At 61.1% G+C, this 13,893-nt stretch carries 17 protein-coding genes, 2 tRNA genes and 1 pseudogene; 6 read left to right on the plus strand and 14 right to left on the minus strand.

What is annotated here, in order from left to right:
- Positions 1–143 precede the first annotated feature (143 nt).
- The 3 genes from R3X27_RS24725 (at position 144) to R3X27_RS24735 (ending at position 2,764) form a co-directional block, all read left to right on the plus strand.
- A complete protein-coding gene (locus tag R3X27_RS24725) occupies positions 144–1,556 on the plus strand; it encodes a hypothetical protein (RefSeq protein WP_317711583.1) in 1,413 nt (470 codons plus the stop codon).
- 225 nt (positions 1,557–1,781) lie between these two features.
- A complete protein-coding gene (locus tag R3X27_RS24730) occupies positions 1,782–2,249 on the plus strand; it encodes a hypothetical protein (protein WP_317711584.1) in 468 nt (155 codons plus the stop codon).
- 77 nt (positions 2,250–2,326) lie between these two features.
- The gene (locus R3X27_RS24735) at positions 2,327–2,764 is read left to right on the plus strand and encodes a hypothetical protein (protein ID WP_317711585.1); all 438 of its coding nucleotides are present in this window, start codon (positions 2,327–2,329) and stop codon (positions 2,762–2,764) included.
- Between the two features lie 239 nt (positions 2,765–3,003).
- Here the strand turns inward: R3X27_RS24735 and R3X27_RS24740 are convergent, their stop codons facing one another.
- The 6 genes from R3X27_RS24740 to infA form a co-directional block, all read right to left on the minus strand.
- Positions 3,004–3,198, minus strand: a complete 195-nt coding sequence (locus tag R3X27_RS24740) for a helix-turn-helix transcriptional regulator (protein WP_317711586.1) — start codon at positions 3,196–3,198, stop codon at positions 3,004–3,006.
- A 201-nt stretch (positions 3,199–3,399) separates the two neighbouring features.
- Positions 3,400–3,474: transfer RNA gene (locus tag R3X27_RS24745), tRNA-Phe, on the minus strand.
- A gap of 77 nt (positions 3,475–3,551) precedes the next feature.
- Positions 3,552–3,728 (minus strand): DNA gyrase inhibitor YacG, encoded by a 177-nt coding sequence (locus R3X27_RS24750; RefSeq protein WP_317711587.1) that lies wholly within the window; start codon positions 3,726–3,728, stop codon positions 3,552–3,554.
- Positions 3,725–4,771: a ribonuclease E/G gene (locus R3X27_RS24755; RefSeq protein WP_317711588.1), complete on the minus strand. Its 1,047-nt coding sequence runs from the start codon at positions 4,769–4,771 to the stop codon at positions 3,725–3,727. Before R3X27_RS24755 ends, R3X27_RS24750 begins: the two co-directional genes overlap by 4 nt.
- Complete coding sequence (locus tag R3X27_RS24760) at positions 4,768–5,346, minus strand: Maf family protein (protein WP_317711589.1); 579 nt, start codon at positions 5,344–5,346, stop codon at positions 4,768–4,770. Before R3X27_RS24760 ends, R3X27_RS24755 begins: the two co-directional genes overlap by 4 nt.
- A gap of 9 nt (positions 5,347–5,355) precedes the next feature.
- Complete coding sequence (infA, locus tag R3X27_RS24765; protein WP_317711590.1) at positions 5,356–5,574, minus strand: translation initiation factor IF-1; 219 nt, start codon at positions 5,572–5,574, stop codon at positions 5,356–5,358.
- Positions 5,575–5,865: 291 nt separating this feature from the next.
- Here infA and R3X27_RS24770 point away from each other — a divergent pair, with 291 nt between their 5' ends.
- On the plus strand, positions 5,866–6,582 hold the full coding sequence (locus R3X27_RS24770) for a hydratase (RefSeq protein ID WP_317711591.1): 717 nt from the start codon (positions 5,866–5,868) through the stop codon (positions 6,580–6,582).
- Positions 6,583–6,660: 78 nt separating this feature from the next.
- On the opposite strand, the gene R3X27_RS24775 is transcribed toward R3X27_RS24770, so the two are convergent.
- The 6 genes from R3X27_RS24775 to R3X27_RS24800 all read right to left on the minus strand — a co-directional run bounded on the left by R3X27_RS24775 (position 6,661) and on the right by R3X27_RS24800 (position 10,855).
- Complete coding sequence (locus R3X27_RS24775) at positions 6,661–7,113, minus strand: low molecular weight phosphatase family protein (RefSeq protein WP_317711592.1); 453 nt, start codon at positions 7,111–7,113, stop codon at positions 6,661–6,663.
- A gap of 3 nt (positions 7,114–7,116) precedes the next feature.
- Positions 7,117–7,605, minus strand: coding sequence for a UPF0262 family protein (locus tag R3X27_RS24780; protein WP_317711593.1), 489 nt, complete (start codon positions 7,603–7,605; stop codon positions 7,117–7,119).
- Positions 7,605–8,912: a histidinol dehydrogenase gene (gene hisD / locus R3X27_RS24785; RefSeq protein ID WP_317711594.1), complete on the minus strand. Its 1,308-nt coding sequence runs from the start codon at positions 8,910–8,912 to the stop codon at positions 7,605–7,607. Before hisD ends, R3X27_RS24780 begins: the two co-directional genes overlap by 1 nt.
- Positions 8,913–8,981: 69 nt before the next feature.
- Positions 8,982–9,458, minus strand: coding sequence for a DUF2948 family protein (locus R3X27_RS24790; RefSeq protein WP_317711595.1), 477 nt, complete (start codon positions 9,456–9,458; stop codon positions 8,982–8,984).
- Positions 9,451–10,722, minus strand: coding sequence for a UDP-N-acetylglucosamine 1-carboxyvinyltransferase (gene murA / locus R3X27_RS24795; protein ID WP_317711596.1), 1,272 nt, complete (start codon positions 10,720–10,722; stop codon positions 9,451–9,453). Before murA ends, R3X27_RS24790 begins: the two co-directional genes overlap by 8 nt.
- The gene (locus R3X27_RS24800) at positions 10,715–10,855 is read right to left on the minus strand and encodes a hypothetical protein (protein ID WP_411572542.1); all 141 of its coding nucleotides are present in this window, start codon (positions 10,853–10,855) and stop codon (positions 10,715–10,717) included. The genes murA and R3X27_RS24800 overlap by 8 nt, the downstream gene beginning before the upstream one ends.
- Before the next feature lie 206 nt (positions 10,856–11,061).
- Here R3X27_RS24800 and R3X27_RS24805 point away from each other — a divergent pair.
- Positions 11,062–11,136 (plus strand) — tRNA-Thr (locus R3X27_RS24805).
- 309 nt (positions 11,137–11,445) lie between these two features.
- Positions 11,446–11,802, plus strand: a complete 357-nt coding sequence (locus R3X27_RS24810; protein WP_317711598.1) for a hypothetical protein — start codon at positions 11,446–11,448, stop codon at positions 11,800–11,802.
- 115 nt (positions 11,803–11,917) lie between these two features.
- Here R3X27_RS24810 and R3X27_RS24815 read toward each other — a convergent pair whose 3' ends face one another.
- Together R3X27_RS24815 and R3X27_RS24820 are read right to left on the minus strand one after the other, a co-directional pair.
- Positions 11,918–12,403 carry a thermonuclease family protein gene (locus R3X27_RS24815; protein WP_317711599.1) on the minus strand — a complete coding sequence of 162 codons (486 nt, stop codon included), beginning with the start codon at positions 12,401–12,403 and terminating at the stop codon, positions 11,918–11,920.
- 308 nt (positions 12,404–12,711) lie between these two features.
- Positions 12,712–13,325 (minus strand): annotated as a pseudogene (locus R3X27_RS24820) (IS3 family transposase); the annotation flags it as partial.
- Positions 13,326–13,893: the final 568 nt, after the last annotated feature.

The following is a 13,893-nucleotide window of genomic DNA, read 5'->3' on the forward strand; positions in this document are numbered from 1 at the left end:
GATGTTGTGGCGGCGCTGCTCGGCGACAAAGTTAGCACCGTCGAGAAATTCTATGCCCGTGGCGAGGGTCGCGCAGCGATGGAAATGTTCGCTGAAGTGCTGGCCGAGTTGAATCCCAACCTTGTATTGCAGAGGAGAGCCTGATGGGGAGAAAGCTCACCAATGAAGAACGAATTGAGCAGTTCGTCAGGCGAATGCCTGACGTCCCGCCCTCTGTGGCGCAGGACGCTGCCTCCGCCATTGTTTTGGGATTTTTCTCTTCGCGCGGTGTCGCGCAAGCTCTTCAGCGATTCTATGCCTCCCTGACGGCGGCAGGGAGGCCGCCAGAACTGGCAACAGTAGATGATTTTACGGCAGCAGCATCCAACCGAACCGCATTGATTGGACTCATGAGTGCTCTGGAACTGGTCGATACGTCGGTTCCCCTATCCATCGCGAAGCCGCTCCGGCAGGGCTGGGATCACTGGTTGAACCAGAAATACAACAAGAGGCCACGTAAACCTCGGCAATCACAACGTGTCTCACTTCTCCCTGAGGAGTGGCCGGAAAGCTGGGCCAGGGCGGTGCCATTGCTGGAAAAACGGGTTCGGACCGAGAGATGTAGCTATCGCAGACCTCACGCGAAAACCCGTGAAATGATCATTCAGGCAGTTGGCATGTGTGCTGCTGCGCGGCATTGGGCAATCGCGGAGGGAATTGAACCCAGCGAAGGGTTCACAGAGGAGGTTGCTGAAGTATTTCTCCGCTTTCTCTTCCAACGGCCGAGGATGTCGGCACGCTCGGCGGCGGACTACTTCGGACGTGTGATTACCTTCGCGCGCCGCGCGAGGCTCTTTGAGCCAGAAGGCGAAGAGATCTTCTGTGAAATCCTTGGAGCCCTCGAAGCGGAAGCTACGGATCAGGACCCGTCAAAGAAGAAGAAGCTTCGGGATTTCCACCGGAGTTTCGATCTCTCGGATGTCCTTGTTGCCGCGAACCGATGCATCGACGTTGCGGAGAAGTTGCCGGCACACTCGGCGCTTGCCCATAGACTTCGCCGCAAGGCTGTTGCCTTCGCTCTGCTCGTGAATGGTGCGGACCGGCAGGGAGACCTGTCGACTTTTCGCATCGGTCGAGAGATCGAGCGGGATGTCGGCGGACTTTGGGAGGCCAACTTCCGACAATCCAAGACCCGGCGGACGAAAGACCTCGGCCCGTATTGGGGTGTGACGAGCGAGATCATCGATACCCACATTCTTGGCGGTCGCCCGGAATGGTCGATCCGGGACCGCATCGCGGAGCTCGATGGATGCAACCTGCTGAGCCTCGAAGAGGGCGGGTACGATACTTACCACCCGTCGAAGCTCCTGCAGGAGGAGTTTGGGATCTCCGGACACCTGGTACGGACACTGATCACCAACTTGATCCGCCAGCATCGCCCCGATGGTGCATGGGCAGTCCAGGCGCTCCTCGGACACTCCTCCCGCTGGTCGCAGTCAGCTTACAAGACGGAATTTCGCGAGACTGCAGGGCTCGCCCAATACCATAGCGCGCTTGAGGACGTGGCAAGAAGCTGACCGGAATGGGGATCGGATCAGGTTCGTCGCGTCATGCTCTTTGATTTCGCTCTGCTTGCGAAGCGAAATCAAGCGCACCGCAGCGCCAATTGGGTGAGTTCGGCCAGAATCGCCTTCAATCCAATTACTTAGACCGCATCGGACGGCTCGAGAAAACTCGCGGTCACGAACAAAACGAGTCCAACGATGCATGCCCAAGCCCGAGGAAAGGAGAGACCGGGCAACTTGACGCTGTCGCATGGTGCGGCGGCAAACAGGGGAGACGAACAACACATGTCACACCTTTCTTCTTTTTCCGGCCTATCTACTCGCCCCGTGAAAGCCGACCTCGCTGTCGTTCGGGCGTTTCTGTCGATGCACGGCACAGCGTTGCACACAGCCAGTGAGCTGCTGGGTGGTGAACCAAGGGGGCGGCGTTGGCTGGCATTTCTCGATGAGATCCGGTCGGCTACGCAGCTGACACGCAGGCACCGGGTCGCTCTTCACGAGGCCTTCAACCTTCTTTCGCTCGGCACTGCTAACGAAAACGGAGTTGATGGGGCGTCGGGCTATGTCGAGGTCGATCCTTATGATCCGCGGGTGCACGACCTCTGCATTCTGACAGAGCGGCTCGCAGAGCTCCTTCAGCGTTTCGACAAGGATGGTCGAAGCCCGGCTGATGCCTGGAAACAGGAGCCCGTGACTGCGGCGTGATGCTACCCACCGTCCCCCTAAGGGGGCGGGTTTGACGCGCAGCCAATCTCGGCGACGCAAATCATGGGAGCAATATCATGCCTCAAACTCTTCATTCCCTCAGCATTGAGGAACTTGCTTACCGTACTGTTTCTCTGGGACGGCGTGTCTCGGATGAAGCAAAGAGACTGAATGCTGGCGGTACCGCGAAAACGGTGGATTTCGTTTCTCGCTGTCTTCGTCGCGCGGGTGAACGGAGCCCGTTTCACCTTGGTGATGAAGGCGGGCTGGACGCTGTACGTGGTCATATCGAACGCGCCATCGAAATCGAAACTCTGCGTGTCGAGGAGTATGTCGACGAGTACCTGCTGGACGAAGATGGCCATCCGACCGTGTTGCGTCGAGTTCCGGTCCGAACGGTACGAGGCGACGAACTCGCGACGTTGCTCGATCTATTCGACGAGTTTATCGCAACGCGAGACGCGACCCTGGACCGGGTCGCGTCAGAGCGGGCATTGCACAAGCTGCTTGAGTGAGTCCGGTACGTGGTTTGCGGGTCATTCACCTGTTCTTCGTCTCGAAACCATCGAGCGTTCTTCGATGTCGGCCATTGGAATGCCCCCATTGGGTGTCCCGGTTTGAACGTTAGTGCATGACCGGCCTTGGTTCCATCGGGATAATGGGCCCAAAGCCCATGAAACCGCCCGAAACGCGTGAGACTACCGCCAGGCAAAGCTCTTTCAGCAGCCTGTTAGATCGCCACTGTCGGCATGCATCACTCAAGGTAACTTCCTTCGACCACTTTCATGATGAGAGAGCGGCGCCAGCGGCTCGATCGGCCCAGTTTCTGCGGTCTGGGAAACGTTCCGTCTTTGATGTCGCGATATATACTCGCCTTGGAGCGAGCCACGATTTCGCAGACTGCAGTGATGGGCAGCAGAACGTCGTGGGGGGTATCTTCGTAGTTCATTCTTTCTCTCCGGTCGTCGAACTGGAAAGAAATGATGTCAATCCGGTTTCGCCGGAAACGCGGATGTGCCAATAGTCGAAGTTGATGCAGCTTATCAAAGGAGGGAAGTCCGTCGTCCCGCTGTCGTCCCGGAGCAACATCAGACCAAGCCCGCTTGTATAGAATGCGTGATTTAATCGTTATAATACAAGGCTTTAAGAGTGGTGCCCGGGGGCGGAATCGAACCACCGACACGAGGATTTTCAATCCACTGCTCTACCCCTGAGCTACCCGGGCACGGGAACGCGCTTGCGTTGGGTGCGAGCCTTCTAGACGCAGGTTCAGGCTAAGTCCAGAGGCGTTGGTGAAAAAAGTCAGTGCCGGAACACGGGGTCCTTGTCGGTCTCGGAAGAGGCAACCATTGCGGACTCTTCGGTCGGGATCGCGTAGTTTCCTCGGAGCCAGTGAGCCAAGTCGATATCTGCACAGCGCCGTGAACAGAATGGTCGGTACCGAGCTTGACCTTCCTTTTGGCAAATGGGGCAAGTCATTGAAGTGCATCCAGAATTTTTGCGTCAAGCGGCAAGCGCTCGCGTTTGCGTTGCGCTTCGAAGTTGCCGAGCGGGGTCCAGCCCGCAAGCGCTGTTTCGACAGGGTCAGTCTTGAAGGCGGTTCGCAGGATCTGCTCGATCTGACGGCGGTCCTTCTTTGGAAGGGGGGCAAAATCCACCGTGATCTGGCCGCCGAGACCGCGAAGGCGCAGCGCACGCGGGAGGGCGCGTGCGGCTTCGATATTGGCTTTCAGACTGGCTGCCGGGGAGAAGTCCGTCCCGGAATTGACATCAACCGCAATCATGGCCCGGGTCGGTTCTACCAGAAGTGAGCCGCCGCCGGGCAACGCGATAGAACCGCTCGTTGCTTCCAGAAGCGCATCGAGGATACCCCGGGTCTCAAAACAGCCTGGATCAGTCGCGATCTCGTCCGGCCGCCCCCATTCCCGCCAGGCCAGCGCATGGGCGTCGGCGCCGTCCACCAGTCGCTCCGGCTCTCCATCCGGTCCGGACAGGATTGTTTCGGCGAGGCTGCGCATCTCGGCGATGTCCTCGGCGATGTCTCCCTCATCGGCGCCTTCCGCTTCTGAGCGCAGGATCAAGCCATAGTCACTCCCTGACATCAGGTCTTCCGCGAGGAACTTGAGTTCCGCGCGGCGTTCCTCTTCCCGGATCTGTCGGGACACGTTGAGCCCGGGCGCATCGGGGGTCACGATGGCGAATTTCGACTTGAAGAGCAGCTTGAGTGTCATCGGCGTGGCCTTTCCGGGATCGGCAAACCCTGTGGTCTGCACGAGCACCGGCTGGCCCGATGAGAGCCCCTTGGCATGACGCAGGAAGCCGGTCTCGCCGCCAGGAAGGCGAACGAACACGCCGCCCTGGCCCTTGATCGGACGGTCGACCACGGCGCGAAAGGTTGTCCCGACCGGGTCGGGGCCGTCTTCAGGCGGGGTGATGAGGAAATCTTCGAGCTTGCCATCGATCACCAGCGCAGCGGCGGCACGGCCGGCGACATGGTCGAGAAAAACACTTCTGCCCTTCATTCTGTTTCCCTGTAAAGCGGGTAGCCCGCAGCCATCAGCAGGTTTGCCGTCTCGGCGAGCGGCAGGCCGACAATGGAGGAGTAGGAGCCGGAAATCCATGGAATGAACGCGCCGGCTGGGCCCTGGATCGAGTAGCCGCCAGCTTTGCCGTTCCAGTCGCCCGAGGCAAGGTAGGCGTTCACCTCAAGGTCGCTCAGCATCTTCATCTTGACGGCGCTGACGCTGTCGCGCTCGCGCAGACGGTCTCCCACCCGCACGGCCACGGCGGTGATCACGCGGTGGCGCCGACCGGAGAGCGCATGCAGGAAGGCGGCGGCTTCGGCTGTGTCCGACGGTTTTCCGAGGATGCGGCGGCCAAGTGCCACCGTGGTATCGGCGGAGAGGACGATCTCGTCCGGTGCGGCTTCGACGGCCAGCGCCTTTTCCCGTGCCATCCGTTGGCAATAGCTTCGGGCGAGTTCGCCCTTGTAGGGCGTCTCGTCAATATCGGGCGGTCGGATGTCATCGGCCACGACGCCAATCTGGGCCAGCAGCTCGCGGCGGCGCGGACTGCCCGAGCCGAGGATCAGGCGCATGTCGCGGCCTTACTTGAAGCGGTAGTTGATACGACCCTTGGTCAGGTCGTAGGGGGTCAGTTCAACCTGGACCCGGTCGCCCGCGAGGACACGGATGCGGTTCTTGCGCATCTTTCCCGCCGTATGCGCGATGATTTCATGGCCGTTTTCCAACTCGACCCTGAATGTCGCATTCGGCAGGAGTTCCTTCACGACGCCGGGAAATTCGAGCAGCTCTTCCTTGGCCATGGTCACTCCAGAAATTGTTTCAGTCGGCCCCCTTGCGAGGGTGGCCGCTAGATGCGCCTTTATACCGGTCAAATCAAGGGCGATTTGCCGCAAATGGGCACCGGACGCGGTGCAAAACGGGAAAACCGCGCCAGTGCTGCGCTCGGCAGGGGCGATATGAGCTTTGCCGGGGTCGAGATGGTTTCGGGACACACTGATTCCCATGGGGTGGCCGGGCGCTCCATCGGGCCAGGGATTGTATCTGTGTTCCGACGCACCTATCCCTCTTGCGAACGTCTATGGAGAAGACAGATGACGACGGTTGATACCATCTCGGCAGCGCTTATCGAGGCGCATCGCGCCGACAAACGTATGGAAGCGAACAAGCTTCCCGAGCCGGACTATGGCGAGGCACTGGAAATACAGCAACGCGTCCAGTCCAAGCTTGGCGCGGTCAGCGGGTTCAAGGTGGTGGATCGTGGGGACGCGCCGCCGCTCATGGCGCCGATCACGGCGGCACGCACCGTGCCCTCCGGTTCGAGTGTCCCGGTACGCGACAAACTGGGGATCGAGCTGGAGATCGGCTTCGAGCTGATTGCCGAGCCGGCCCCGGAGATGATGGACAAGCCGAATGCCTTTTTCCGTCCGCGCATCGTGATCGAGTTGGTTGATACCCGGTTGGACGGTGACGCGGCCGCGATGCAGAAACTGGCAGATACGCAGATCAATGCGGGGCTTGTCGTGGGTCCGGCGCTGGAAGCCTGGGACGGCTGCGATTTCGGCGTGATGACGGCGGCGTTGCGCTGTGGTGACGAACAGGTCATCGATGGCGAGGCTTCCGTGCCGGGGGGATCTGCGCTCTCCAACCTCGCGCTGTTCTGCGCCAGTGTCGGGACGCATTGCGGCGGTCTCCAGAAGGGGCAGATCGTGATCACCGGCTCGCTCTCGGGGCTCGACTATTTTGCCGGCGGCCGGGATGTTGCCGGCAAGATCAAGGGCATTGGCGAGATTGCCCTGCGCCTGGAGTAACGTTTCAAGGGATGACATGGCGGGCGACCCGTTCGCCCCTCTCCGTCCCGGCGTTGATATTCCCGAAAGACGGGTGCACTACGCCTTCGGCGGGCCAAACCGGGCGACCAGTCGTTCGATGATCTGGTCGCGCGCCTGCCGGTAGCGGACCAGCTTGGCGTCGCGGGTCTCGCCGAGGCCGGTCGGGTCCATGATGGGCCAGTATTCCACGTTCAGATGGTAATAGCGTGTCAGCTCCAGAGCCTTGCGCTGGCTGGCGGGCGAGAGCGAGATGATGAGGTCGAAGCCGCCGAGATCGTCGCCCCAGTCCTGCATTTCATCGAAGGAGCGGGCACGGTGGCGCGTGAGATCCACCGCCATCTCATCGCATACCGCGACGCAGAAGCCGTCGATCTCGAGATCGTTCTTCACGCCGGCGGACTGAATATAGAAAGAGTGGCCGTAGTAGAGCTTGGCAATGCCTTCGGCAATCGGCGAGCGCACCGCGTTGTGATCGCAGGTGAAAAGCACCGAAGCCGGAAGATCGCTCATCCCTCAGCCTCCGAAATGCAGCACGCAGATGAGGGTGAAGAGGCGCCGCGCGGTGTCGATATCGACCTCCGCCTTGCCTTCCAGCCGCTCCTGGAGAACACGTGCGCCCTCATTGTGGATGCCGCGCCGCGCCATGTCGATCGCCTCGATCTGGCTTGGCGGCATGGTCTTCACGGCAGAGAAATAGCTCTCGCAGATCTGGAAGTAATCCTTCACGACCTGCCGAAAGGGGCTCAGAGAAAGGTGGAACTCGCCAACCTTCTCCTTATCCTCGGTGGTGATGTCGAAGACCAGCCGGCGCTCCCGGATTGCCAGCAGCAGCCGGTAGGGACCGTCCGGGATGGCCTCACCTTCATGCCGTTCAGGCAGGGCGAAGGTATTGTCCTCGAGCAGGTCGAAGATTGCCACCTTGCGCTCCTGCTCGATCTCGGGCGTGGGCGCGGCGAGATGGCTCTCGTCGATCTCGATATGGCAGATGCGGTGGGCGTTCATCAGCCGTCCTCGTTGAGCCGGTCGAGCCGGGCGCGGACGGACAGGCCATGCGCCTCCAGGCTTTCGGAAATGGCAAGGGTTTCGGCGGCGGGGCCAATCGCGGCCAGCGCGCCGGGAGACATGCGCGCCAACGTGGTGCGCTTCATGAAGTCGAGCACGGAGAGGCCCGATGAGAAGCGCGCCGAGCGCGCCGTTGGCAGTACGTGGTTCGGCCCTCCGACATAGTCGCCGATGGCCTCGGGCGTCCAGGCACCGAGGAAGATGGCACCGGCATGTTTGATCTTGTCCGACAGCGCCTCCGGATCGGCGACGCAAAGCTCCAGGTGCTCGGGCGCGACCCGGTCCGACAGAGCGGCGGCCTCGTCGAGATCGCGGACCGTGATCACGGCGCCATAGTCGCGCCAGCTCGGCGCGGCAACGGCGCGGCGTTCCAGGGTTTCGAGGCGCTTTTCGACCGCCGCAGTCACGGCCTTGCCAAAGGCGGCATCGGGCGTGATCAGGATCGATTGCGCGCTCTCGTCATGCTCGGCCTGGCTCAACAGGTCCACGGCAATCCAGTCGGGATCGTTCTCGGCATCGGCGATGACGAGGATCTCCGAGGGACCGGCAATCATGTCAATCCCGACCTTGCCGAAAACGCGCCGCTTGGCGGCGGCGACGAAGGCATTGCCCGGCCCGGTGATCTTGTCCACCGGCGCGACGGTTTCCGTGCCGTAGGCCAGCGCGGCCACGGCCTGCGCGCCGCCCATGCGATAGATCCGGTCGACCCCGGCGATCCTCGCGGCCAGCAGCACCAGAGGGTTTACCTCTCCATCGGGCGTCGGCACGGCAATAGCCAATTCTTCGACACCGGCAACCTTGGCGGGGATGGCGTTCATCAACACGGAAGAAGGGTAGGACGCAATCCCGCCCGGGACATAGAGACCAGCCGCGGAGACCGGAGTCCAGCGCCAGCCCAGCGTCGCACCGGACGCATCCTGCCAGCTTGCATCTTCGGGAAGCTGCTTCTCGTGATAGGCCCGGATGCGCGCGGCGGCGAGTTCCAGCGCGGCTCGCTCTTCGTCGGAAACCTCGTCGCAATAGCGCTCGATCTCCTCGGCCGAGAACGCCAACGTCTCGGGCGTCAGCTTCAGCCTGTCGAACCGTGCCGTCAGCTCCAGAACGGCCGCGTCGCCGCGGGCCCGTACATCCGCGATGATGCTGGCAACGGTCTCATCCACATCCGGCGCATCCTCGCGCTTCGTGGTCAGGAAGGCGGCAAATTTCGCTTCGAAATCCGCATCGCGGCTGTCAAGAAACTGGGGCATGGGGTCTCCTTGTCGAGGCACCTGATAGCGCCCCCGTCCGGTCGCCTCAAGCGGGCCGTTGCGCGGCGCTCAGTCGCCATGCTCCGGCGCGTGCCCCGAAGGCGCTACGTAGGGCCGTGTGACATCGCGCAGCGCAACGTTCAGGCACTCGATCTCCAGCCCGATCGCCCCGTCGCCGGCCAGCACCAGCTCCAGCCGCCCGGTGCCGTCTTCGCCCGGCTCGAAGGCCAGCGACAGCAGCGAGAGCACCGTCTCCGTGTCCGCCCGGTCGATCCCCTGGCTAGCAACCTGCAACACGTCCTCGATCACCAGCAGGCTCTGCACCCGCTCGAAGGGCCGTCCGATCCGCTCGGCGGCCTCGCGGTCTTCCCAGCGGAAACGGTTGAGCAGCACCGCAAAGCGCCGCGCCTTGCGCTCCCATTTCATCTCGGTGATCGGGAATACCGCGTCCTGCACCATCGCCGAGATGACCTGCAGGTCATCGCCATCTTCTGCCGAAAGATTCAGCGGGCGTTCCGCGCCGTCCTCGAAGGTTGCATCAGTCATTGTCGCTCACCCGCTCGATCTTCGCGCCAACGGCGCCCAGTTTTTCTTCGACTCGCTCATAGCCGCGGTCGAGATGATAGACCCGATTGATCACGGTCTCGCCCTCGGCCGCAAGGGCCGCGAGGATCAGCGAAACCGAGGCGCGCAGATCCGTTGCCATAACCGGTGCGCCACGCAGGCGTTCGACTCCGGTCACGGTAGCGATGCCGCCCTGAACGTCGATCTGCGCGCCCATCCGAATCAGCTCCGGGGCATGCATGAAACGGTTCTCGAAGATCTTCTCCTCAAGGACGGAGACCCCGTCGGCCGTGCACAGGAGCGCCATCATCTGCGCCTGAAGGTCGGTCGGGAAGCCGGGGAAAATTTCGGTCACCACATCGACGGCGCCAACACGCCCGTTACGTCGCTTGACCCGCAGACCCTTCTCGGTCTCGGTCACGTCGATCTCACAGGCGTCGAGCTTCTCGCAGAACGCGCCAAGAAGGTTGATCCGCCCGCCGATCAACTCGACCTCGCCACCGGCAATCGCGGGGGCCAACATGAAGGTGCCGGTCTCGATCCGGTCCGCAACCACGGGGTGGGTCGCGCCACTCAACCGGTCGACGCCCTGGATCGTGATCGTATCCGTGCCTTCGCCCTCGATCTGAGCGCCCATCCGGCGCAGGCATTCGACGAGGTCGACAATCTCCGGTTCGCGCGCGGCATTGCTCAGGACCGTCGTGCCCTTGGCCAGCGTCGCCGCCATGACGATATTCTCAGTAGCCCCCACGGAGGCGAAACGCAGCGGGATCTCGGCGCCCTTGAGCCCGCCTTTGGTCGTCGCATGCAGATAGCCGTCGCGCAGCTCGATCTCGGCGCCCATCTGTTCCAAAGCGTCGATATGGATATCCATCGGACGCGCGCCGATGGCACACCCGCCCGGCAGAGAGACCACCGCATGGCCGTGCCGCGCCAGAAGTGGGCCAAGCACAAGGTTGGAGGCGCGCATCTTGCGCACGATATCATAGTCGGCGACATGGTTCTCGGCGGCGTGGCTGGACATCGCCAGCACCTTTCCGTCCTGCATTGTCGAGATTTCGGCACCGAGCGATTCCAGCAATGTGGTCATGGTGCGAATGTCGGAAAGGCGTGGCGCATTGGTCAGCGTCAGCGGCTCTTCACTCAGAAGCGTTGCCGGCATCAGGGCAAGGCAAGCATTCTTCGCCCCCGAAATCGCGATTTCGCCTGAAAGCGGGCCATTGCCCTGAACGACGATCCTATCCATCCTGCTCCGCCTCTCCGGCCGTGTCCCGGCCTGTCTGTTCGGTCTTCAACTCGGTGTCCAACATGGCCTCGGTCGCCCGCGCGCGTGCCTGTACCTTGCGCCGCGCAAGGTTCGCCTTGAGCGCCTGTTTCAACCGCGCCTGCCGGTCGTCTCCGGGCGTTGCGCCGGCGCTTTTGCCGGTCCTTGAAGCCTTGTCCCTACATTTCATGCGCCGCGATTACGCGACGCGTGGCTTCAGGTCCAGCCCGCCTCGATGGCGCGTCACGCAATTCCGTCCGGTGATGCAAAAATCCGCTTGCACTCCCCCGCCCAGATTGTATATCCCGCCCACACTCCGATGCTGCCGTAGCTCAGGGGTAGAGCACTCCCTTGGTAAGGGAGAGGTCGAGAGTTCGAATCTCTCCGGCAGCACCATGACGCACCCAAATATAATAGCAATAACAACGAGGTGTGGCTCAGGTGGCGGACTGTATCCACCCTATTGTCCACCCTTTGAGCTTCGGTAGGCGCTGATTTCGTCCCTACTCGGCTGTGTAGGTTTTCAGGACTGCTGAGACAGATTGAAATCCTTCCGCTGCTTCTTTGCGGAGTACAGATTCTCCCAGGATTTCAAGCAACGCTGGTTCGGCGGTCAGGCTATTGCGTTTTGTGTACTGGCTCGTTTTCTTGCTGGCATGCCTCGGACACTAGAACGCACCACCACTCAACTCACGGAGCCATTCGATGGCGAAGAAACGCCTGCGACATTGGCCGAGCCGCTTGGCTGGGAGTTCGGCTTCTGCGTCCGGGCTATGGGAAGCAATCCGGGCGCGCTCCGAATTTGTCGGCCTCGGGAAAGGCAGCCAATCGGGCGTCGTTGCTGTCCCAACAGACAAGGATCGGGTAGTTGCCCATATTAACGAAGACCTCGCATCCAATGGTGCGATCTCCAAAGGAGCCGCGTTGATAGACGAGCCGTTCGGGGCCTTCGGCGCGCGCAAGAACACCCTGTCCGCTCACGCAGCTTTCGATGCGGAGCTGGTCACCTTCAATGGTGATCCAAAGGAGGTCGAGGCTGGCGCTACCATCTTCCTCCATTAGAAGCCGGTAACGCCCCGAGAGAAACTTGGGCGGGACATCGACGCCAGCGGACGCAAACTGCGGGAATAGGCATACGATCAGAACGGGCAGGAGTTTCGAAAACATAGCTGTTCCATTACCACAAATACGGCGCCCGCCACCCTGCTTTGACCGCTTCGCCCTCGTCACAGAACCAGCGTTCCCCTTTGGCCTCGTTGATCTTCGTTCGCCCGTACCAAGGCGACCAGGGTGGGTGATAGATTTTGCCGTTCTGCGAGATATTCCCCTTTATCGGGCAACCCTCCGGGGCCTCCTCTGGAACCTCGGCAACGGCTCTGTCCCATCTCCCTGAACGGAAGTCCCAAGGGGTTTGTGTCTCGGCCTGCCAGATCCCGCGGCCCGCCTCCATGGCCGCCGTCTGGTCGGCCTCATAGACATCGGAAAAGCGCAGGAAAGCCCATGCGTAGCCCGTGCGAACCAGCTCCTGGCCAACATCAACACCATCGGCGTAGCAAGTACCAATCCAGCGGCCATAGTGGTCCTTCTCGATGGTCTCGCACTCAACCGCTTTTTTTCGACAAGCATGGCCATCGCCTCGACGGCATCCTTGCCGCAGGGCCATGTCTCGCCGCTCGCCTTATTGCATTTCTGGCCCGCCTCGGGCGCGTCGATCCCGTTGATGCGGAACATCTCGCCATCGACTTCGAGCGTGTCTCCATCGACCACACGAACGACTGCGCGGATAGGCTCATCGGTTGGGGCCTGTTCCTGGGCTTGAACGGCTGTCGCCAGCATCAGGGCTGCAAGAATGACTGCTTGTTTCATAGGTGCAGGCAACGCCTGTGATTGGTATCTGTCAATCGTGCGTTGAGGTCGGGGCCAATGGGCCGCGTTTCCTTTGAACTAGGGCGATGTGCCCTAGCGCCATGATTTGAGACGAAACAGAGCGCCCAGCCAAAGCCGACCCTTCTTTGCCTGTTTCTGTGGAACCTTCAGCCCTTCTCGTCGCCAGATCCGTTCGACGCGCTTGTGGTTAACATGCCAGCCGCTGTTGTTCAGCATCCCGGTGATCATGCGATATCCGTAGCGCCCGAACTCTCGCGTCAGTTCGATGATTTCCTCGGTCAGGCGTTCTTCGTCTGGCAAGCCGCATGGGACCTTGCGCTGCGTAGAGCGATGCTGTCCGAGGATGCGACAGGCCCGGCGTTCCGATACGCCAAGGGTCTGCCGCACATGATCGATGCACCGACGGCGCCGGGAAGGGCTTAGAAGTTTCCCCGTGCAGCCTCAGCCAGGACCATCTTGTCCAGCGTCAGATCAGATACCGTACGCCTGAGCCGCTGGTTCTCCGTCTCCAACTGCTTCAGGCGCTTCAGCTGATCCCGGCTCATGCCGCCATATTCCTTGCGCCACCGGTAGTAGGTTTGCTGTGTCACGCCAATCTGACGAACGGCATCGGCAACCGAGCTGCCCTGACCTTGCAGAACCTCAACCTGTCGCAGCTTCAGCACGATCTCTTCGGGTTTGTCTCGCTTTCCAGCCATCGTTTGGTCCTCCTGAAAACGGGATAAAACTATCCCAGTTGGTGGACCACTTCAGTGGGAGCACTCCAGGTAGACCTCTTTTGCCAGCAAAGCTTTCATCCAAGGAAAGCAGCCGAACCCTCGTGCGCTCTCTTTTTGCGGCTGATCCTGACAGGTTGCCAAAGAACCAGCAGCCCCAGACCGAATGTTGCAAGAACCATCAGTATCGTGAAGTCGTTCATTGTGTTCCTACCACCGCTTCAATTTCGTACCTGAGATAGGTGCATCGACAGCAGGCCACTTGCGAATGCCGGCCAAAATGTTTTTAGCATTGGCCAAAGGCTTTGCCCGCAGCGCCGCCGCAAGGCAGCAATGAGCCCATTAGAGATCTTCGTGAAATACGCGGCACCGGTAAGAATGGACAGACAGTGGTCATCCGCCGCGCCTAGCGTCCCCACATCACACGACGAAAGCTCTAGCGCACAACATCTGGGAGAACATTCAGGGTTGCTTGTTTTGGCGGCATTATCATGGGGTGGACAGTGTGGACTTGGACCACGAGACCGGGCTAGTTTGTCGGGACTTGATT

Origin of the sequence: Tropicimonas sp. TH_r6 (genome assembly GCF_033101155.1) — a bacterium.
Taxonomy (GTDB): domain Bacteria; phylum Pseudomonadota; class Alphaproteobacteria; order Rhodobacterales; family Rhodobacteraceae; genus Tropicimonas.